This is a genomic window from Natronospira elongata (assembly GCF_034931365.1).
Classification (GTDB): domain Bacteria; phylum Pseudomonadota; class Gammaproteobacteria; order Natronospirales; family Natronospiraceae; genus Natronospira; species Natronospira elongata.
The window spans coordinates 195,916-216,393 of record NZ_JAYGII010000001.1; the positions used below are offsets into that span (position 1 = coordinate 195,916).

Annotated in this window: 17 protein-coding genes and 1 pseudogene; all 18 read left to right on the plus strand. The window is 62.1% G+C overall.

Annotated elements, in window-relative coordinates:
* Positions 1-218 precede the first annotated feature (218 nt).
* On the plus strand, positions 219-1,208 hold the full coding sequence (gene rpsB, locus VCB98_RS00960) for a 30S ribosomal protein S2 (RefSeq protein ID WP_445353985.1): 990 nt from the start codon (positions 219-221) through the stop codon (positions 1,206-1,208).
* Positions 1,209-1,261: 53 nt separating this feature from the next.
* A complete protein-coding gene (gene tsf / locus VCB98_RS00965) occupies positions 1,262-2,137 on the plus strand; it encodes a translation elongation factor Ts (protein ID WP_346049516.1) in 876 nt (291 codons plus the stop codon).
* Between the two features lie 185 nt (positions 2,138-2,322).
* Positions 2,323-3,060, plus strand: a complete 738-nt coding sequence (pyrH, locus tag VCB98_RS00970; protein WP_346049518.1) for a UMP kinase — start codon at positions 2,323-2,325, stop codon at positions 3,058-3,060.
* Positions 3,057-3,614, plus strand: coding sequence for a ribosome recycling factor (frr, locus tag VCB98_RS00975; RefSeq protein ID WP_346049520.1), 558 nt, complete (start codon positions 3,057-3,059; stop codon positions 3,612-3,614). The genes pyrH and frr overlap by 4 nt, the downstream gene beginning before the upstream one ends.
* A gap of 12 nt (positions 3,615-3,626) precedes the next feature.
* Positions 3,627-4,385, plus strand: coding sequence for a polyprenyl diphosphate synthase (gene uppS, locus VCB98_RS00980; RefSeq protein ID WP_346049522.1), 759 nt, complete (start codon positions 3,627-3,629; stop codon positions 4,383-4,385).
* Positions 4,378-5,169: a phosphatidate cytidylyltransferase gene (locus VCB98_RS00985; protein WP_346049524.1), complete on the plus strand. Its 792-nt coding sequence runs from the start codon at positions 4,378-4,380 to the stop codon at positions 5,167-5,169. The genes uppS and VCB98_RS00985 overlap by 8 nt, the downstream gene beginning before the upstream one ends.
* On the plus strand, positions 5,166-6,353 hold the full coding sequence (locus tag VCB98_RS00990; protein ID WP_346049526.1) for a 1-deoxy-D-xylulose-5-phosphate reductoisomerase: 1,188 nt from the start codon (positions 5,166-5,168) through the stop codon (positions 6,351-6,353). The genes VCB98_RS00985 and VCB98_RS00990 overlap by 4 nt, the downstream gene beginning before the upstream one ends.
* Positions 6,350-7,717, plus strand: a complete 1,368-nt coding sequence (gene rseP / locus VCB98_RS00995; protein WP_346049528.1) for an RIP metalloprotease RseP — start codon at positions 6,350-6,352, stop codon at positions 7,715-7,717. The genes VCB98_RS00990 and rseP overlap by 4 nt, the downstream gene beginning before the upstream one ends.
* 72 nt (positions 7,718-7,789) lie before the next feature.
* Positions 7,790-10,144 (plus strand): outer membrane protein assembly factor BamA, encoded by a 2,355-nt coding sequence (gene bamA, locus VCB98_RS01000; RefSeq protein ID WP_346049530.1) that lies wholly within the window; start codon positions 7,790-7,792, stop codon positions 10,142-10,144.
* A gap of 83 nt (positions 10,145-10,227) precedes the next feature.
* Entirely contained in the window at positions 10,228-10,746 is a 519-nt protein-coding gene (locus VCB98_RS01005; RefSeq protein ID WP_346049532.1) for an OmpH/Skp family outer membrane protein, read from the plus strand.
* 13 nt (positions 10,747-10,759) lie between these two features.
* Entirely contained in the window at positions 10,760-11,785 is a 1,026-nt protein-coding gene (gene lpxD, locus VCB98_RS01010) for a UDP-3-O-(3-hydroxymyristoyl)glucosamine N-acyltransferase (protein ID WP_346049534.1), read from the plus strand.
* Positions 11,779-12,237 (plus strand): 3-hydroxyacyl-ACP dehydratase FabZ, encoded by a 459-nt coding sequence (gene fabZ / locus VCB98_RS01015; RefSeq protein ID WP_406671923.1) that lies wholly within the window; start codon positions 11,779-11,781, stop codon positions 12,235-12,237. Before lpxD ends, fabZ begins: the two co-directional genes overlap by 7 nt.
* On the plus strand, positions 12,234-13,004 hold the full coding sequence (lpxA, locus tag VCB98_RS01020) for an acyl-ACP--UDP-N-acetylglucosamine O-acyltransferase (protein ID WP_346049536.1): 771 nt from the start codon (positions 12,234-12,236) through the stop codon (positions 13,002-13,004). Before fabZ ends, lpxA begins: the two co-directional genes overlap by 4 nt.
* A 92-nt stretch (positions 13,005-13,096) precedes the next feature.
* Complete coding sequence (gene lpxB, locus VCB98_RS01025; protein WP_346049538.1) at positions 13,097-14,251, plus strand: lipid-A-disaccharide synthase; 1,155 nt, start codon at positions 13,097-13,099, stop codon at positions 14,249-14,251.
* Positions 14,248-14,853 (plus strand): ribonuclease HII, encoded by a 606-nt coding sequence (gene rnhB, locus VCB98_RS01030; RefSeq protein WP_346049539.1) that lies wholly within the window; start codon positions 14,248-14,250, stop codon positions 14,851-14,853. The genes lpxB and rnhB overlap by 4 nt, the downstream gene beginning before the upstream one ends.
* The gene (gene dnaE, locus VCB98_RS01035; protein ID WP_346049541.1) at positions 14,850-18,386 is read left to right on the plus strand and encodes a DNA polymerase III subunit alpha; all 3,537 of its coding nucleotides are present in this window, start codon (positions 14,850-14,852) and stop codon (positions 18,384-18,386) included. The genes rnhB and dnaE overlap by 4 nt, the downstream gene beginning before the upstream one ends.
* Before the next feature lie 90 nt (positions 18,387-18,476).
* Positions 18,477-19,433 carry an acetyl-CoA carboxylase carboxyltransferase subunit alpha gene (locus VCB98_RS01040; RefSeq protein ID WP_346049543.1) on the plus strand — a complete coding sequence of 319 codons (957 nt, stop codon included), beginning with the start codon at positions 18,477-18,479 and terminating at the stop codon, positions 19,431-19,433.
* Between the two features lie 692 nt (positions 19,434-20,125).
* Positions 20,126-20,386: pseudogene (locus VCB98_RS01045) on the plus strand (transposase domain-containing protein); the annotation flags it as partial.
* Between the last annotated feature and the right edge of the window lie 92 nt (positions 20,387-20,478).

A 20,478-nucleotide genomic window follows, 5' to 3' on the forward strand; every position in this document is an offset into this window, starting at 1 on the left:
GCGGCCAGGCGGGCTTGAAGCGGCGCAAACAGGCCCTTTCCGCGTTGTGCTGATATCCCGCCTATGGTATAAAGCGCGCCCACATTAAGCAATCCACACATGTGCCGACACATGCGGCTGGGTGCCTCGGTCGGCTCCGTCTCCCCCGGGAGGTGGGCCACCGAGGTTGTCGTATGGGGCACATGGAGGCTCAACCCTTACAAAACGGAGAAGTGACTATGTCCAGCGTATCCATGCGTGACATGCTGGAAGCGGGTGTCCATTTTGGCCATCAGACCCGCTTCTGGAACCCGAAGATGAAGCCCTACATCTTTGGTGAGCGAAGCAAGATTCATATCATCAACCTGGAAAAGACCCTGCCGCTTTACCAGGACGCCATCAACTACGTGAGCAAGATCGCCGCCGACGGCGGTCGCGTCATGTTCGTGGGCACCAAGCGTGCCGCTCGCGAGACCATCCAGAAGGAAGCCGAGCGCTGTGGCATGCCCTTCGTCAGCCATCGCTGGCTGGGTGGCATGCTCACCAACTTCAACACCGTGCGCAATTCCATCAAGCGCCTGAAGGATCTTAAGGAGCAGGAAGAAGACGGCACCTTCAACGTCCTGGGCAAGAAGGAAGTGACCATGCTGCGCCGGGAGATGGACAAGCTTGAGCGCGGTTTTGGTGGCATCAAGGATATGCCCGGCCTGCCTGATGTGCTGTTCATCATTGATGTCGGCTTTGAAAAGATCGCCGTCAAGGAAGCCCGTAAGCTCGGTATTCCCATCGTGGCGGTGGTGGACACCAACAACGCCCCGGATGAGGTGGATTACGTCATCCCCGGCAACGACGACGCCATTCGCGCCATTCAGCTCTACACCCGTGGCATTGCCGATGCAGTGATCGACGGCAAGGCTTCCGTGCCGAGCATGGCCGAGGCTGCCGGCGACGACGAGTTCGTGGAGCTGGACGAGGAAGGCAAGCCCAAGGCTGCCCCTGCCGCCAAGAAGACCGCCAAGAAGGCTGCCAAGAAGAAGGCCGCGAAGAAGACCGCTGCCAAGGCCGACGAAGGCGAGTCCAAGGACGAGAGCGACGACCAGGCTGCGTCCAAGAAGACCGCCAAGAAGGCTGCCAAGAAGGCCACCAGGAAAGCGTCCAAGAAGACCGCTTCCAAGAAGAAGGCCACCAAGAAGGCTGCCAAGAAAAAGACGACTACCGCTTCCGAGTAATCAGTTGATTCTGATTGGAAGACAAGGGCAAACAGAATACGGAGAGTGGAACAATGGGTATTTCTGCATCTCAAGTTAAGGAGCTGCGGGAGCGCACCGGCGCCGGCATGATGGAATGCAAGAAGGCGCTGACCGAGACCGGCGGTGATATGGAAGCCGCTATCGAACACATGCGCAAGGCCGGCATGGCCAAGGCCGACAAGAAGGCCGGCCGAGTGGCTGCCGAAGGCCGCATCGTGGTCAAGAGTCAAGGTGGCCGTGCCGTCATCCTGGAAGTGAACTGCGAAACCGACTTCGTCGCTGGTGGCGATGATTTCAGTCAGTTCGCCGATCAGGTGGCTGAAACGATTCTCAAGGAGAGTCCGGCCGACGTCCCCGCCCTGGATCAGCTCAAGCTGGCCAGTGGTGAAACCGTGGACGAGGCCCGTCGCGCCTTGATTGCCAAGATTGGCGAGAACATGAGCGTGCGCCGTTTTCAGATCGTTGATGCCGGTGAGGGCCAGATCGCCCAGTACCTGCACGGCATGAAAATCGGCGTGGTCGTGGCCTATCAGGGTGGTGACGAGCAGCTGGGTCGTGACCTGGCCATGCACATTGCCGCCAGCAAGCCGATGTGCGTTTCCAAGGACGAGGTGCCGGCGGAGACCGTCGAGCACGAGAAGGGCATTCTCAAGGCCCAGGCCGAGGGTTCCGGCAAGCCTGCTGAAATCATCGAAAAGATGATCACTGGCCGCCTGAACAAGTGGTTGGGCGAGATCACCCTGCTGGGTCAGCCCTTCGTCAAGGATCCGGACACCAAGGTTGAGAAACTGCTCAAGTCCCAGGATGCCAGCGTCAAGGCATTCGTCCGCTTTGAAGTGGGCGAGGGCATTGAGAAGCAGGAAGACAACTTCGTCGAGGAAGTGATGGCCCAAGCCAAGGGCTCCTGATCCTTCCTGGCCCGCCCCGGTATGGCACCGGGGCGGGCAGGTCGGGCCCAGGTCCGGCTCGCTCTCCCCAGGGAGAGCCAATGCAACCTCTGGTCGGGTCCGGCGCGGGTCGGAACTGATCAGAGGTTTGTTGCAAGTGGGTGAAAGGCCCTTTAAAGATCGTCACGCAGCCAGGGGAAAATTGCATGTCCGAGCCGGAAATTCGTTACCGCCGCATTCTGCTGAAACTGAGTGGTGAGGCCCTCATGGGGGATGGCGATTATGGTATCGATCCGGCGGTTATCTCCCGCCTGGCCCAGGAGATCCGTGACGTGTCCCGGGCCGGCGTGGAAGTGGGCGTAGTCATCGGCGGTGGCAACATCTTCCGTGGTGCGGGCCTGGCCGATGCCGGCATGGACCGGGTGACGGGTGACCACATGGGCATGCTGGCCACGGTGATGAATGCCCTGGCCATGCAGGACGCACTGGAGCGTCTGGGTGTCTTTGCCCGCGTGATGTCGGCGATTCGAATCAATGAGGTCTGCGAAGACTATATCCGCCGCCGCGCGGTTCGCCATCTGGAAAAGGGCAGGGTGGTGATCTTTGCTGCCGGCACCGGAAACCCCTTCTTTACCACCGATTCCGCCGCCAGTCTGCGGGCCATCGAGGTTAGCGCGGATGTGCTGCTCAAGGCCACCAAGGTGGACGGTGTCTATGACGCAGACCCCAAGACCAATCCCCAGGCAGTCCGTTACGCCCATCTGAGTTATGATCGTGTGATTGCAGACAAGCTCAATGTCATGGACGCCACGGCGATCGTGATGTGTCGGGATAACGGTTTGCCGGTGCGGGTCTTTGATGTCTTTGAACCCGGCAACCTCATGCGTATTCTGCGTGGCGGTAGTGAAATCGGCACGCTGGTGGACAATGGAGAATCAGCATGATTGAAGACCTTAAGAAAGACGCTTCCGAGCGGATGAAAAAGAGTGTCTCCTCCCTGCGCGAGGAGCTTTCCCGCATGCGCACCGGTCGCGCCAATACCAGTCTGCTGGAGCCTATCAAGGTGGACTATTACGGCGCGCCCACGCCCATCAATCAGGTCGCCAACGTGGCGGTTGAAGATGCTCGCACGCTGGCTGTCACACCCTGGGAAAAAGACATGGTTCCCAAGGTGGAGAAGGCCATCATGAGTGCCAACCTGGGCCTGTCGCCGGTAACGGCGGGCAGTGTCATTCGTGTTCCCTTGCCGCCCCTGACCGAAGAACGGCGTCGGGATATGATTCGCCTGGCCAAGGGTGAGGCGGAGAATGCCCGTGTGGCCATTCGCAATATTCGTCGGGATATCCTCAGTGACGTCAAGGAACTGCTGAAGGAAAAGGAAATCACCGAGGATGACGATCGCAAGGCCCAGGAAGAGATCCAGAAAGTGACCGACAAGTTCGTGGGCGAAGTGGACGCCGTCGTGGCCGAGAAGGAAAAGGAGCTGCTGGAGGTCTGATCCAGCTGACTCATGTCGGAAGTGGAAGGTGACAGAGACGGTAAGGGGGTCTTGCCCCGCCATATTGCCATTATCATGGATGGCAATGGGCGGTGGGCGAAAGAGCGTGGGCAGGCTCGCCACAAGGGGCATCAGGCCGGTGCGGAAGCGGCCCGGGAGGTGATTGCCACCGCCGGTGAGCTGGGCGTTCCCGTGCTGTCCCTGTTCGCTTTCAGTAGTGAGAACTGGTCGCGACCGGCGACTGAAGTCAATCGACTCATGGATCTGTTTCGGCGGGCCCTTAAACAGGCCCTGCCAAAACTTCATGAAAACGGTGTCCGTGTCCGCTTTCTTGGTGACCGGCGCCGTTTCCCCGAGGACCTCCAGACCCGCATGGCCGAAGCCGAGGCGCTGACAGCGGATAATCAGAGCCTCACTCTGAATATCTGCGCCGGCTACGGTGGGCGCTGGGATATTCTGGAATCCTGTCGGCGCTTGGCTCGGGATGTGGCCGCAGGGAAGTTGAATCCCGAGGACATTGATGAGTCAGGCTTTGCCGCCGGCTTGTCCCTGGCCGACGTGCCGGCGCCCGATCTGTTCATCCGCACCGGCGGTGAGCGGCGGCTGAGTAATTTCTTCCTCTGGGACCTGGCCTATACCGAGCTGTATTTCTCCGAGCGCCTGTGGCCGGATTTCGGTGGCGATGCCCTGCGTGAAGCGGTCACGGATTTTGGCGAACGGGAACGACGTTTTGGGCGAGTGGCCGACAATGAAGGAGAGGCCAGTGCTTAGGCAGCGAATCATAACCGCCCTGGTGGTCGGGCCTCTGGCCATTGCAGCCATCTTCTTTCTGCCCAATCTCTGGTTCGGGGTCGTGCTGGCGGCAGTCGTCGGCCTTGCCGGGGAGGAATGGGCCGCGCTGGCGTCTCCGGAACAGCGTGGACTGGCGGTGGCCTATGCGGCGCTGGTCGCGGGGCTATCTCTGTTGTTGCAGTGGCAGGGTCTGGCCCAGTGGGCGGTGTGGCTAGTTCTGCCGGTCTGGTTGCTGGGCCTGGCCTGGCTGTGTCTGCCGACCCGCCGACCGCCGGCGTTGTCAAAACTGTTATTCGGCCTGCTCGTGCTGCTTGGAGCCTGGAGCGCCCTGTTTCTGCTCCATGGCGAGCCGCTCGGTGCCTGGTTGTTGCTGACACTCTTCGGCCTGGTCTGGGGCGCTGATGTGGGGGCCTATTTTGCCGGCAAGGCCTTTGGTCGCCACAAGTTGGCGCCGCGAGTGAGTCCCGGCAAGACCTGGGAAGGGGTGGCCGGCGGCCTCCTGCTGGCGGCCCTGGTGGCCGTTGTCGCTGCCTGGTGGTTGAACATCGAGCGGCTGGGTCCCTTCGTCTTCCTTGCCTTGCTGACCGCGGGTCTGTCGGTGACCGGCGATCTGATTGAGTCCATGCTCAAGCGCCAGGCGGGCGCCAAGGACAGCGGTTGGATTCTCCCCGGGCATGGCGGCATTCTCGACCGGGTGGACAGTCTGCTGATCGCGGCGCCGATCTTCCTGGTGGGCCTGATGCTGCTGGGAGAGCCGGCGTGAGACAGGTCGCGGTGCTCGGCTCCACGGGCTCGGTAGGGCGCAGCACCCTGGATGTGCTGGCCCGTCATCCCGATTATTTTCAGGCGGTGGCGCTCAGTGCCAACCGGAATCACCGGGAATTGCTGGCACAGTGCCTGGCCCATCGGCCGGCGGTCGCTGTTCTGGTGGAATCGGATGGTGCGGCTGAACTGGAACGGGGGCTTCGAGCCGCCGGTCTGGAGACCCGGGTGGCCACCGGTGCTGCCGCCCTGGATGAAGTGGCGGCGATGGATTCGGTGGACACGGTCATGGCCGCCATTGTCGGCGCCGCTGGCCTCATGTCCACGCTGGCCGCCGTACGCGCCGGCAAGCGGGTTCTGGTGGCCAACAAGGAGCCACTGGTGATGTGCGGTGATCTGCTCATGGCGGCGGTTCGTCAGTCCGGCGCCGAGCTGCTGCCCATCGACAGTGAGCACAATGCCATTTTTCAATGCATGCCGGGCGGTTACCGCTGCGGTGAAGCCGTGTCGGGCCTGCGCTCGGTGATGTTGACCGCCTCCGGTGGTCCTTTTCGGCAATGGGATGCGGCCGCCATTCGGGCGGCGACCCCCGAGCAGGCCTGCAAGCACCCGAACTGGAGCATGGGTCGAAAGATCTCGGTGGATTCGGCCAGCATGATGAACAAGGGCCTGGAATTAATTGAGGCTTGCCGCCTGTTTCAGTTGGAACCTGACCGGATCCGGGTGGTCATTCATCCGGAGAGCGTCATTCATTCCATGGTGGAGTATGAAGACGGCTCGGTGATCGCCCAGCTCGGCCAGCCGGACATGCGCACCCCCATTGCCAGCGGCTTGTCCTGGCCGGATCGAATCGACGCCGGTGTAGAGGCCCTGGATCCCGTGAAACTGGCCAGCCTGCATTTTGAAGCCCCCGACCGGAACCGCTTCCCAGCCCTGGGTCTGGCGGAGGCGGCTGCCCGTGCCGGTGGCGGCATGCCCGTGGTGCTTAACGCCGCCAATGAAGTGGCCGTGGCGGATTTTCTGGCCGGCCGCCGCGATTTCCCCTCCATCCCGGCCCGGGTGTCGGCGGCCATGGATGCCTTCGCCGGCGTGGCCGGCGGGGATCTGGAGTCTGTTCTGGCCCTGGATGGAGAGGTTCGTGCCTGGATGGGGGCTGACCCAGGGGCAGTGGAGAGCCGGCCGTGAGTATCTTGATCGCCATCGCCGGCTTTGTTCTCGCCGTCGGCATCCTGGTGACCGTGCATGAGTTCGGTCATTATCTCGCCGCCCGCCTTTGCGGGGTCAAGGTCCTGCGATTCTCGGTGGGCTTTGGTCGCCCCATCTTCCAGCGTCGCCTGGGGGCCGACCAAACGGAGTATCAGCTCGGTGCCCTGCCGCTCGGCGGCTACGTCAAAATGCTGGATGAGCGCGAGGATGAAGTCAGCGAGGCCGATCGGGCGCGCAGCTTCAATCGCCAGTCTGTCTCGCGCCGAGCGGTGATTGTCCTGGCGGGCCCCGCCTTCAATTTTCTTTTCGCCATTCTTGCCTATTGGGCCATATTTGTCGCCGGCATTCCCGGGCTCAAGCCGGTGATCGGCCAGGTGGCCGACGACACCCCCGCCGCCGAGGCCGGCATCCACGGCGACGACGAGATCGTTGCCGTCAATGGCCGACGTACCCCCACCTGGCGCACCGCCAGTATCGAGCTGCTGGATGGGATCCTGGATGACCGACCGATTGAACTCACCGTGCTTCGGGGCGGTAGCGAGTACGATCTGACCCTTTCGGTGGACCCTGAGCGCCGCCGGGCACTAACCGAGCCGGGCGCCTTGCTGGACGGACTCGGCCTGCGCCCCTGGTTCGAGGCCTTGCCCCCGGTTATTGGTGAACTGGCTGACGACGGCGCCGCTGCCGGGTCGGGGCTGCAAAGGGGCGACCGAATCCTGACCGTTGATGGGGAAAGGCTTGAAACCTGGCAGCTTTTCCGCGAGGCTGTCACCGCCCGACCGGAGGAACGGCTCGCTGTCGAGTTGGAACGTGACGGTCGGCGCATGACCATTGAACTGGTCCCGGCGGAGGTGGAAACCGACGATGGGCGAGAGGGCAGGATTGGCGCGGCCCCCCACGTCCCCGAGGACCTGATCGATCGCATGCGCAGCGAGGAGCGCTACGGGCCGGTGACGGCTCTGGGCATGGGTGTGGTCAATACCGGCGAAATGACCCGGCTGACCCTGCGCATGCTGACGCGGATGATTACTGGTGAGGTTTCGGTCCGAAATCTGAGCGGGCCAATCAATATTGCCCATTATGCGGGTGTCACTGTGAGCTCGGGACTGGTATCTTTCCTGGGTTTTCTCGCCATCGTCAGTATCAGTCTCGGGATTGTGAATTTATTGCCGATTCCGGTCCTCGACGGTGGCCATCTGGTCTATCTGGGCATCGAGGCGACAACACGCCGACCGGTCCCCGAATCCATGCTGGCCGCGGGCCAGATGATCGGGTTGGCCATGATCGCGGCGCTGATTGCCTTTGCGCTCTATAACGACCTGATGCGCCTATTCGTGGATTGAGTCCGTGCGGCGGAGTGGGTTTGGTAACCACTCCACGGGCGGTCATTTTGTTTCTGAAGACGAGGTAGGATCTTGAAAGCCGGTCAAAAATTGCTGTTTGGATGGATACTGGCCCTGCTCATGCTGCCCGCCGTGGCGCATTCGCAGGCTGAACCCTTCGTCGTTGAGGATATCCGCCTGGAAGGCCTCCAGCGCATTTCCGAGGGTACGGTGCTGACCTATTTGCCCATTGAGGTGGGTGACAGGGTGGATCGGATGGCCGTGCGCGGTGCCATTCAGGAACTCTACGATACCGGTTTCTTCGATAATGTCATTCTGGAACGGGATGACAACACCCTGGTGGTTCGGGTGGAGGAACGCCCAACCATTGCACGCCTGGAGATCAGCGGTAACCGGCAGATCGAGACCGAGATGCTGCGTCGCGCCATGCGCGAAGAGGGCATTGATGAAGGCCGGGTGCTGAACGAATTGCTGGTCGACCAACTGGAGCAGGAACTGTATCGGACCTATTACGCCCAGGGCCGTTACGGCGTATCCATTACCCCGGTGGTGCGTGACCTGGGCTCCAATCAGGTCGAGCTGAGGATCGAGATCAAGGAAGGACGGGTCGCCAATATCCGACAGATCAATATCGTCGGTAACGAGGCCTTTGAGGATGACCGCTTGTTGCGGCAACTGGAGCTGCGCCCTTCCGGCTGGCGCACGATTTTCTCCTCCCGCGACCAGTATTCCCGAGAGAAGGTCGGGGGTGACCTGGAAACCTTGCGCTCTTTCTACATGGACCGGGGTTATGCCGATTTTGCTGTGGAGTCCGTTCAGGTATCCATTGGTCCTGACAGGGAAGACGTTTTTCTCACCATCAATGTCCATGAAGGGGATGTCTACACCATCCGTGACATTGAGATGCTGGGTGAATTCCCGGTCCCCGAGGAGCAGCTGCGGCCCTTCATTCAGGTCAATGCCGGGGATACCTTCAACCTGGCACGGGCCGAGCGCAGTGCCGAGTTCATCGAGCAACGTCTCGGTGCGGCCGGTTACGCCCATGCCGAAGTGACGCCGGTGCCGGAATTGCATGATGATGCGCGTGAAGTCTCCATGCTCTTCTTCGTGGAGCCTGGTGAGAGGATTTACGTTCGAGAAATCCGCGTCACGGGCAGCGAGTCCACCGACGATCAGGTCTATCGCCGGGAGCTGCGGCAGTTCGAGCGCGCACCGCTGTCCAATGTGGACGTGAATCGCTCCCGGGTCCGTCTGCAACGCCTTCCCTTCGTGGAGCGCGTGGACATCGAGGAAGTCCCATCGCCGGATGCCAGTGATGAAGTAGACCTGGAAATCAATGTTCAGGAACGAAACTTTGGCCAATTCCAGGTGGGCGTGGGTTATGGCGGCTTCGCCGGTCTGTCGGCCAATGTGGCGGTCCAGAACAACAACCTCTTCGGCCTTGGCCACCAGGGGACGCTGGACCTGCAATCCAACCAGCTGGGTGAATTTCTCAACCTGAGCCACACGGATCCCTACGCCAGCCAGGATGGTGTCTCGCGGACCATTGGCGGCTTCTATTCCAGTCAGTCTCTGTTCGCTCAGGGGCAGTCTCCGGTGTCCACCACCAGTACGGGGATGAACCTGCGTTATGGGCTGCCGATTTCCGAGTTTGATTCCATTCGTTATGGCTTCAGTGTTCGCCGCAGTGAGTTTGTGGAATCTTCGGGTACCTCGGATGAGTTCCGGGAGTTCATTCAGACTCATGGTCAACAGTTCGAGCGGGGTGGCTTCAGCGGCTCCCGCATGGATTCGGCCGAGCTGAACCTGGGTTGGGTGCGGGATACCCGTAATCGCGCCCTGTTCGCCGACCGGGGTATTCGCCGGGTCCTCAGCCTGGATGTGGCCGTGCCGGGGCTGGATCTCGAGTACTGGATGTTGCGTCTGCGTCAGGACAGTTTCTTGCGCCTTGCGGATGACTGGACCCTGCGGGTCAACGCTGAAGTGGCCTACGGCGAGCCCTATGGCGATGACACCTTCCAGTTGCCGCCCTTCAAGCAGGTATTTGCGGGTGGCCCCACCTCGGTGCGTGGCTACCGGCCGGCCCGACTGGGCCCGGTGGATTCCCGCGGCCGGCCTTACGGCGGGACGGTACTGGCCAACGTTCAGAATGAGCTGATCCTGCCCAATTTCTTTGCCGACGAAGACAGTCCGGGGCAGCAGGCTCAATATCGCTTCTTCCTGTTTTATGATGCGGGCTATGTCTGGGACGACATCGATGCGGTGGACGCCAGTGATCTGCGGCTCTCCGCCGGTATCGGTGCAACCTGGCTGACCCCAATGGGCCTGATGCGTTTCAGTCTGGCCCGTCCGATCAACGTCCGCGACGAGGACGATGCCCGGAATATCGTTGACCGCTTCCAGATCGATCTGGGCGGGGGCTTTTAAGCCACTCGGGGCTCGGCCCTCGCAGTGGTACACTGGACGACTAACTGCTGGATATTGACCATTTTGGTGGGAGTGTTTTGAAGATGAAGAAGATGACCGTGCGTTTGACCTTTGTACTGGCCATGGCCCTGGCTCCCATGGTCGCCCTGGCCGATGTCAGCGTCGGATATGTGGACGTGGGCCGGGTCATGGAGCAGTCGCCCCAGGCCCAGAACCTGTCCCAGCAGTTGCAGCGCGAGTTCGAGCCTGCGCAAAGCGAGATGCGTGAGTATCAGAGCCGCGCTCAGGAGCTGCAGAACCGCCTGGAGCGTGACGCCGATGTGATGAGTGAAGATGAGCGACGGGATATCGAGCGCGAAGTGCGCGACATCCAGCGCACCCTTCAGCGGATGCAGAGCGATCTGGCCGAAGATTTCAATGCCCGTCGCAACGAGGCCCTCGGTAGCTTGCAGCGTCTGATCATGAGCGAAGTTCAGACCTATGCTCGCGACAACGGCCTTGATCTGGTGGTGGGCGAGGGGGTTTTTTACGCCTCCAGCCAGGTTGATATCACCGACGCCGTGCTTGAACGGCTGCGCCGCCGGGCCGAGAACGACGGCTGATCCGGGGTACCTCTTGACCCTGGGTGAATTGGCCGAGGCGCTCGGCCTTCAGCTTGAAGGTGACCCGGCCCGGCGGATTGAATCGGTTGCCACGATTCAGTCCGCCGGGCCGGGCGAGCTTTGCTTTCTCGCCAACGACCGTTACCGTCAGCATCTGCGCTCCACTCGTGCCGGTGCGGTCATACTCCATGCCAGGGACGCCGCGGATTGTCCCGTGGCGGCCCTTCTGAGTGACAACCCCTATGCCGACTATGCCCGGGCGGCCGCTTTGCTGCATCCGGCGGGCAAGGCCGAGGCGGGAATCAGTTCCTCGGCCAGCGTCGATCCCGGAGCCACCCTCGGGGAAGGCGTGCATGTGGGTGCTGGTGCCGTCGTTGGCGCCGGCGTTGAGCTGGCCGATGGCGTGGAGATCGGTCCCGGCTGCGTGGTCGCCGGGCCCAGCCGGATCGGTGCCGGCAGCCGTTTGCGCCCTAGGGTGGTAATCGAGCCGGGCGTGACGATAGGGCGGGATTGCCTGATCCATGCCGGTGTGGTGATCGGTGCGGATGGCTTCGGCTTTGCGCCGGATGGCGATGACTGGGTGAAAGTCCCCCAGCTTGGCGGCGTGCGGATTGGTGACCGGGTCGAACTCGGTGCCGCGACCACGGTGGATCGGGGCGCTATTGAAGACACGGTCATTGGCGACGGTGTCAAGCTGGATAACCAGGTTCAGGTCGCCCACAATGTGCAGATTGGTGCCAATACCGTCATTGCAGGCTGCACTGCCATCGCCGGCAGCAGCAAGATTGGCCGCTCCTGCATGATTGCCGGAGGGGTCGGAATTGCCGGTCATCTGACGATTACCGATGGCGCAGTCGTAACGGCCATGACTCTGGTGAGCCGGGATATTCGTGAGCCCGGCATCTACTCCGGGAGTCTGCCCATGGATGACGGTGCCAGTTGGCGCAAGAACAGTGCACGCTTCCGCAAGCTGGATGACCTGGCTCGCCGGGTCGCCCGATTGGAGCGGGAGCTCAAAGACAAGGGAGAAAAATCGTGACTGCCCCCATTTCCATGGATGTTCATCGAATCAAGCACCTCCTGCCGCATCGCTATCCTTTCCTGCTCGTGGACAAGGTAGTTGAGTGCGTGCCCGGAGAGTCCATTCGGGCGGTGAAGAATGTGTCCGTCAATGAACCTTATTTCCCCGGGCATTTTCCGCAGCGGGCGGTGATGCCTGGCGTGTTGATCCTGGAAGCGCTGGCTCAGGCGTCGGGCCTGTTGGCCTTCGAGACTCAGGGTGAGGCGCCGGACAACATGCTGTTCTATTTCGTCGGGATTGATAAGGCCCGCTTCAAGCGCGTGGTGGAGCCGGGTGACCAGCTCATGCTTCATGCCAGTATTATTCGCACCAGCCGTGGCATGTGGAAGTTTGACTGCCGTGCCGAGGTTGACGGGGAACTGGCGGCCAGCGCGGAGGTGATGTGCGCGGCGCGGGAGATTGAGGAATGATCGATTCACGGGCGGTTATCGATCCGGGTGCCGAAATTGATGAAGGGGTCGAGATTGGCCCCTTCTCGATCATCGGCAAGGATGTGAAGATCGGTAAAGGCACCGTGGTCGGTCCGCATGTGGTGATCAAGGGGCCAACCACCATTGGCCGGGATAACCATTTCTACCAGTTTTGCTCCATTGGCGAAGTACCCCAGGACAAGGGCTTCAACCATGAGCCCACGCGCCTGGAAATTGGCGATGGCAACACTTTCCGTGAGTGCTGCACCGTCAACCGGGCGACCATCAAGGACGACTGGGTTACCGCCATTGGTGACGATAACTGGATCATGGCCTATGTCCATATCGCCCATGACTGCAAGGTGGGCAGTCACACCATCATGGCCAATGCGGCCACCCTGGCCGGGCATGTTCACATCGGCGACTATGCCGTCCTTGGGGGCTTCAGCAAGATTCACCAGTTCTGCCGTGTCGGCGAGCATGCCTTCTGTGCCATGGACGCGGGTGTGACCCGCGATGTGCCGCCGTACCTGACGGTTTCCGGCATGCCGGCGGACCCCCATGGCCTCAATGCCGTCGGTCTGCGCCGGCGCGGCTTTACTCGCGAGCAATTGCAATCAATCCGCCACGCCTATCGCGTGCTGTATCGCTCCGGTCTTCGTCTCGAAGAGGCGCTGGGCAATCTTGAGGCCCTGGCGGAAAGCTCGGCGGAAGTGGCCAAGATGGTCGACTTTATTCGCGATACCAGCCGGAGTATCGTGCGCTGAATTGATGCTTCCCTGCTGACCAGGGGTCGTTCTGATTCGCCCGGTTCAATGTCGGGCGCCTATTGTCTGTCTCCAGTCCCGGGGGTAGGAAAATGAGCCTTAGAGTAGCCCTGATTGCTGGAGAAGCCTCCGGCGACCAACTGGGCGCTGGCCTGATGCGCGCCCTGCGCAAGCTGGAACCGGATGTCTCCTTCGAGGCCGTGGCCGGCCCTCGCATGCGAATGATCGGTTGCCGAGAGATCGGCGATATCGAAGAGCTCTCGGTCATGGGTCTGTCCGAGGTGGTGAAGGAACTGCCACGGCTGATTCGTCTGCGTCGTGAGCTGGCGGATTATTTGATTGAAGATGAACCCGACGTGGTAATCGGCATCGACGCGCCGGACTTCAATCTGGGCCTGGAGAAGCGGGTACGCAAGGCCGGCATCCCCACGGTCCATTATGTTAGCCCCACCGTCTGGGCCTGGCGTGCCGGCCGGGTCAAGACAGTGGCCCAGGCGGCGGATCTGCTCCTGTGTCTCTTCCCCTTTGAACCGGATTGCTACCGGGGCCAGAATCTCAAAGCGGTGTTTGCCGGTCACCCCCTGGCCGTCGAGATTCCGGGGCGGGCGGATCGGGCCGAGGCGCGCCGATTCCTCAAGCTGCCCGAGAAGGGCCCGGTGGTGGCGCTGCTGCCGGGCAGCCGTAGTGGTGAGGTATCACGGCTGGGGCCGGTTTTTCTCGATACCGCGATGAAGCTGAAGGCGGAACGCCCGGAACTGGAATTCGTGATGCCGGTTCCCGGGGACAAGGTGGAAGCCCAGTTGGCGGCGCTACCGCAATGGAATCGCCTGGAATTTCCCGTGCGGATTGTCCGCTCCCAGCCCCGGGAGTGCATGGCGGCGGCGGATGTGGTGCTGGCCGCTTCGGGAACCGCCACCATGGAAGCCATGTTGCTGGAAAGGCCCACGGTGGTGGCCTATAAGGTCAGCTCATTGACCCACACCCTGGTCAAGACCTTTCGCCTGCTCAAAACGCCCCATGTGGCCATGCCCAATGTCCTCGCCGGGGAAATGCTGATGCCCGAGTATCTTCAGTCCAGGGCCCGACCGGCCAGGCTGGCCGCGGCGGTGGGGGAGTTGCTGGATGATCCCGATCGGCGCGAGGCCCTGTCCCGGCGTTTCGCCGAACTGGCCGGTGAGTTGCGCAGTGCGGGTCCGGAGCAGGCAGCCAAAGCGGTACTGGAGCTGGTCAAGCGGAATCGGTCATGAAGCAAGCCGGTCTGGACCTGATCAATCGAGGGCGAATCGCCGGCGTGGACGAAGTGGGCCGTGGCCCCCTGGCCGGTCCGGTGGTCGCCGCCGCCGTGATCCTTGATCCCGACCATCCCATCGAAGGGCTTGCCGACTCCAAGAAGCTCAGCGAGAAACGTCGTGAGGCCCTGGCCCTGGAGATTCGGGCCAGGGCGCTGGCCGTCTCCATCGTTTACCTGGATGCCGCCGAAGTGGATCGCCTCAACATCGGTCGCGCGTCTCTTGAGGCCATGACCCAGGCGGTGAGTCGGCTGGATCCCTTGCCCACGGCGGCGGTGGTGGACGGCAATCAGCTGCCCCGGCTGCCTGTGCCGGGGGAAGCCATCGTCGGTGGTGATGGCAGCCACCCGGCCATCAGTGCCGCCTCCATCATTGCCAAGGTGGACCGGGATCGCTGGATGCGGGAAGCCGATCAGCGCTATCCTGAGTATGGCTTCGCCGGGCACAAGGGTTATGGCACCGCGGCCCACCTCCGGGCCCTGGCCGAACACGGGCCCTGTGAGATTCACCGGCGCAGTTTTTCGCCCGTTCGTCGCGCCTTGTCAGAGGTGTCCCAATGACCGCCAGCTTTGTGCATCTCAGGGTCCACACCGAGTACTCCCTGGTGGACAGTGTCATCCGGGTAGCGGGTCTGACCTCGGCCGTGGCCGAGCGGGCGATGCCGGCGGTGGCGATGACCGACGAGTCCAACCTCTTCGCCCTGGTCAAGTTTTACCGTGCCGCCGAATCCGCCGGGATCAAGCCCATTCTGGGGGCGGATCTGTGGCTCGACGAGCCGGGCGACCGGGACCAGCCCAGCCGGATTACCCTGCTGTGTCGGAATCACAAGGGCTACGGCAATCTGACCCGTCTGATTACCCGTGCCTATGTGGAGGGCCAGCATCGGGGCAAGCCCCTGGTCCATCGGGGGTGGCTGGACCGGGAGAGCTGCGATGGTCTGATCGCGCTCTCGGGCGCCCGTGAGGGGGATCTGGGTCGCGCCCTGTTATCGGGGCGGACTCCACAGGCCATGGAAATCCTGGACTGGTGGCGGGAGCGTTTCCCGGACAGCTATTACCTGGAGCTGGTGCGCACCGGCCGGGAAGGGGAGGAAGACTATCTCCACGCCGCGGTGGAGCTGGCGGCCAATACCGGCACCCCCGTGGTGGCCACCAACGATGTGCGTTTCCTGAACGAGTCGGATTTCGAGGCCCATGAGGCTCGGGTCTGCATCCAGGAAGGCCGCACCCTGGATGACCCCCGGCGGCCCCGCCGCTATTCCCGCCAACAGTACCTGCGCAGTCCCGAGGAGATGGCCGAGCTGTTCGCGGACATCCCCGAGGCCCTGGAGAACAGCGTCGAGATTGCCCGCCGCTGCACCGTGGAAATCGAACTGGGCAAGAACGACCTGCCCGACTTTCCCATCCCGGAAGGTCATACCGCGGAAAGCTATCTGCGCGAGGAATCGGTCCGTGGCCTGGAAGAACGGCTCAAACAGATCTTTCCCCCGGGCACCGAAGACCTGGAAGCCAAGATCCGGCCCTACTACGAACGCCTCGACCGGGAGCTCGAGGTCATCAATTCCATGGATTTTCCCGGCTACTTTCTGGTGGTGGCCGATTTCATCCAATGGGCCAAGGACAACGATGTGCCGGTGGGGCCGGGGCGTGGTTCCGGGGCGGGGTCCCTGGTGGCATACGCGCTCAAGATCACCGACCTGGACCCGCTTGAATTCGATCTGCTGTTCGAGCGCTTCCTCAATCCCGAGCGTGTCTCCATGCCCGACTTCGATGTGGACTTTTGCATGGAAGGTCGCGATCGGGTCATCGAGTATGTGGCGGACAAGTACGGGCGCGAGAAGGTCTCCCAGATCATCACCTACGGCAGCATGGCCGCGCGCGCGGTGGTCAGGGACGTGGGCCGTGTTTTCGGCCATGGCTACAGCTATGTGGACCGGATCGCCAAGCTGATCCCCTTCGAAGTGGGCATGACCCTGGAACGGGCGCTGGAGGAAGAGGAAGAGCTGCGCCAGAACTACGAGGAAGACGAAGAGGTCCGCAATCTCATCGACCGGGCCCTGTCCCTGGAAGGCATGGCCCGAAATGCGGGCAAGCATGCCGGGGGCGTGGTCATCGCGCCTTCCGTGCTGACCGATTACACCCCGCTTTATGTGGAACCGGGCGGTGGCAACCCGGTGACCCAGTTGGACAAGGACGATGTGGAATCCGCCGGCCTGGTGAAATTCGACTTTCTCGGGCTTCGCACCCTGACCATCATCGATCGGGCGGTGCAGATCGCCGATGAGCAGCGCAAGCGGAAAGGGGAGGCGCCCCTGGATGTTGCCGCCCTGCCCATGGATGACCGGCCCACCTTCGATCTGCTCAAGGCCTGCGGGACCACCGCGGTGTTCCAGTTGGAAAGTCGCGGCATGAAGGACCTGATCCGGCGCCTGCAGCCGGACAATTTCGAAGACATCATCGCCCTGGTGGCCCTGTTCCGCCCCGGCCCCCTGCAGTCCGGCATGGTGGATGATTTCATCAACCGTAAGCATGGCCGGGCGGAAGTCACCTATCCCCATCCGGACCTGGAGCCCATCCTCGAGCCCACCTACGGCGTCATCCTGTATCAGGAGCAGGTGATGCAGATTGCCCAGGTGCTGTCCGGCTACACCCTGGGCGGCGCGGACCTCCTGCGCCGCGCCATGGGCAAGAAGAAAGTCGAGGAGATGGCCCGCCAGCGCAAGGTCTTCGTGGATGGCGCCGCCGAGCGGGGCGTGGAGCCCAAGACCGCGGAATATATCTTCGACCTGGTGGAGAAGTTTGCCGGCTACGGCTTCAACAAATCCCATTCCGCCGCCTATGCCCTGCTGTCCTACCAGACCGCCTGGCTCAAGGCCCATTACCCGGCCGCCTTCATGGCCGCGACGCTGTCGGCCGATATGGACCACACCGACAAGGTGGTGGTCCTGATCGACGAATGTCGCAACATGGACCTGACGGTCCATCCCCCGGATGTGAACGCATCCGACAATGCCTTCACCGTCAATGAGGCCGGCGAGATACAGTACGGCCTGGGTGCAGTCAAGGGCGTGGGTCGCTCGGCGATCGATGTGGTGCTGGCTGAACGCCGGGACAAGGGGCCCTTCCGGGATCTGCAGGACCTTTGTCGCCGGGTGGACCTGCAGAAGGTCAACCGGCGCGTGCTCGAAGCCCTCATTCGCGCTGGCGCCATGGACAGCCTTGGCCCCAACCGCGCCAGCCTGATGGCGGCGCTGCCGGAATGCCTGCATCGGGCGGAACAGGACCGCCGGGCCCGCGAGGCGGGGCAGAACGACATGTTTGGCCTCTCGGAGCCTGCCCCCGAGTCGGCCCCGGAAAGCACGGCCATCGCGGAAATCCCCGAATGGGAAGAACCGGACCGGCTCGCGGCGGAGAAGGAAACCCTGGGCCTTTACCTCACCGGCCACCCTATCCGTCAGTTCGAGGAAGAGCTGGAACAGATTGTCACTGCCCGCATCGGCAAGCTGATCGAGGCCGAGCCTGACACCGACAGTGGCTACGGCCGCCGCCGCCAGCGCTTCGTGACCGTGGCCGGGCTGGCGGTGGAGATGAAAAAGCGGGGCGGCCGGGTCTCGTTGACCCTGGACGACCGCACCGGCCGCATCGAGGCGACCCTGTTCGAGGACGCCTTCAATCGTTTTCGGCACCTGCTGTCCAAGGACGCGGTCCTGGTCATTCAGGGGCGGCTGGGCTTTGACGAGTTCATCAATGGCTGGCGCATCAATGTGCGCGAGGTCATCGACATCGACGAAGCCCGGGAAGCGGCGCTGCGGGGGCTGGTATTGCGCTGGCAGGCGGGCGAAGCGCTGGACCGGCGCTTCGCGGCCCGCCTTCGGGAAATCCTGGAGCCCCATCGGGAAGGGGGCTGCCGGGTCACCGTGCATTACATCAACGGCATCGCCGAGGCCAAGATCCCCCTGGGGGATGAATGGAAGGTCCGGCCCACCAGTGCCCTCATTCGGCAGTTGGAAAAATTGGTGGGCGAGGAGGGCCTGCGGCGCATCTACCGCCGCCCTGCAGACAGCGGGGCCGGGGAACTGAGCCAGACCGCTTGAGCCACGATCATGGCCTTTTTTGGCTCTCCGTCATACAATCAACGGCTTCCGTGCGAAAACCCACAAAGCAGCTAGACTTGAGGATAAGCGATGAACCTGAATTTTCTCGAATTCGAACAGCCCATCGCCGAGCTGGAAGCGAAAATCGAGGAGCTGCGCTACGTGGGTGATGACTCCGCCATCAACATCAACGAGGAGATCACGCGCCTGAAGAACAAGAGCCAGGCGCTGACCGAATCCATTTACTCCTCGCTGAACGCCTGGCAGGTGGCCCAGGTCGCCCGCCATCCCCAGCGCCCCTATACCATCGACTACATCGAGCGCGTGTTCACCGATTTCGAGGAGCTCCATGGTGATCGCGCCTATGCCGATGACCCGGCGATCGTCGGTGGCCTGGCGCGCCTGGAAGGCCAGCCGGTGATGGTGATCGGTCAGCAAAAGGGGCGGGACACCAAGGAGAAGGTCTATCGCAATTTTGGCATGCCCCGGCCTGAGGGTTATCGCAAGGCCTTGCGTCTGATGAAGATGGCCGAGCGTTTCCATCTGCCGGTGATCACCCTGATTGACACCCCCGGCGCCTATCCCGGCATTGGCGCCGAGGAGCGCGGCCAGAGCGAGGCCATCGCCCGCAATCTGTTCGAAATGTCCCGGCTGCGCACGCCGATTATCTGCACCGTGATCGGTGAAGGGGGTTCCGGCGGGGCGCTTGGCATCGGCGTGGGTGATCGGGTCAGCATGTTGCAGCACAGCATTTATTCAGTCATCTCCCCCGAGGGCTGTGCTTCCATTCTCTGGCGCAGCGCGGAGCGGGCCTCCGACGCGGCCGAGGCCATGGGCATTACCGCCGATCGAATTCGTGAGCTGGAGCTGATCGATAACATCATCGAAGAACCCCTGGGCGGCGCCCACCGTGACTGGGACGCCATGGGCGGTATCCTCAAAAAGGCCCTCCTTGACGCCTATCAGAAACTGGACCAGATCCCCATGGACGAACTCCTTGAGCGCCGTTACAAGCGGCTGATGGGTTTCGGTCGATACAAGGAATAGGGGCGGAGCTCGGCTTAATCCTCTCGGTTTTGCCTTCGATTGGGTTAGTCCCCTTCGGTGACGGTGATGGGCGTATTCCGGCCTTGGAGCCGACAGGGCTTTCCAAGGACGCCGTGAAACCATCCCTGGGGGCTCTGGGTTCGCCATCCTGGCTCACACAGCCTTGGAAAGCCCTGTCGGCTCCAAGGCCTACCTTTGGTGGTAGTCACCTGGGCCGTGCTCGCTGATAGCAAATTCAAATGATGGGCAGACTGCCTTCGATTTAGCGCATATTACAGGCACCGTGGGAGCGGCTTCAGCCGCGATTGCAGCCTCTAGTTAGCATCAAGCCATAAAACCAAACCAAACTATCCCCTAGCACAGCCCCGGTGACCCCCACCCAAGGCAGGCCCCTCTACCGGTCGCGTTGCCCACGACTGGCTGAGTCAACATAGTGCAGTCTCTGGCCCCTGGAAATGCTCAGGATCCAAGTGGACGGAGGCGTCCATATATATCCTGGTTTCGCCGTGTGTAAGAATTCGATGGAGGGAGGTGGGTGTCCTGGTTTCGCCCTGGCGATTGGCATCAGCATTCCCTCGTTGACGCTTGGCATTATTCTCAGACCAGCGGCAGGGGGATTCTGTAGGAAATTTCAGAATTGGTGTGTAAGAATTGGATGGGGGGAGGTGGGTGTCCTGGTTTCGCCGGGTTTCGCCCTGCGGGTCATTCCCATGGGGCGCAAGAACTGGCTCTTTTGCTGGACGGAGGTCGGTGCCCGCAAGCTCGGCATCATCCAGAGTCTGTTGACCACCTGCCGGCTAGACGGCATCACCCCCTATACCTACCTGCTGGATGTGCTCCAGCGTGTGTCCATTCACCCCGCCTCGGATGTCGCCCAACTCACGCCCCGGCTCTGGAAAGAGCACTTCGCCGACCAACCCCTGCCGTCCTTGCTCGACGCCTTCTGTCAATAACGGGGTGGAGTGACCGCTTACCGTCCTGGGAAACGGACGGTCATCTCCGATAGCGTCATTTTCCAGTTCTGGACCGGAAAGTAGCCCACCTC

Coding starts and splice junctions, on each gene's coding strand:
- rpsB (WP_445353985.1), top strand. CDS start 219: ATGTCCAGCGTATCCATGCGTGACATGCTGGAAGCGGGTGTCCATTTT.
- tsf (WP_346049516.1), top strand. CDS start 1,262: ATGGGTATTTCTGCATCTCAAGTTAAGGAGCTGCGGGAGCGCACCGGC.
- pyrH (WP_346049518.1), top strand. CDS start 2,323: ATGTCCGAGCCGGAAATTCGTTACCGCCGCATTCTGCTGAAACTGAGT.
- frr (WP_346049520.1), top strand. CDS start 3,057: ATGATTGAAGACCTTAAGAAAGACGCTTCCGAGCGGATGAAAAAGAGT.
- uppS (WP_346049522.1), top strand. CDS start 3,627: ATGTCGGAAGTGGAAGGTGACAGAGACGGTAAGGGGGTCTTGCCCCGC.
- VCB98_RS01005 (WP_346049532.1), top strand. CDS start 10,228: ATGAAGAAGATGACCGTGCGTTTGACCTTTGTACTGGCCATGGCCCTG.
- lpxA (WP_346049536.1), top strand. CDS start 12,234: ATGATCGATTCACGGGCGGTTATCGATCCGGGTGCCGAAATTGATGAA.
- lpxB (WP_346049538.1), top strand. CDS start 13,097: ATGAGCCTTAGAGTAGCCCTGATTGCTGGAGAAGCCTCCGGCGACCAA.
- rnhB (WP_346049539.1), top strand. CDS start 14,248: ATGAAGCAAGCCGGTCTGGACCTGATCAATCGAGGGCGAATCGCCGGC.
- dnaE (WP_346049541.1), top strand. CDS start 14,850: ATGACCGCCAGCTTTGTGCATCTCAGGGTCCACACCGAGTACTCCCTG.
- VCB98_RS01040 (WP_346049543.1), top strand. CDS start 18,477: ATGAACCTGAATTTTCTCGAATTCGAACAGCCCATCGCCGAGCTGGAA.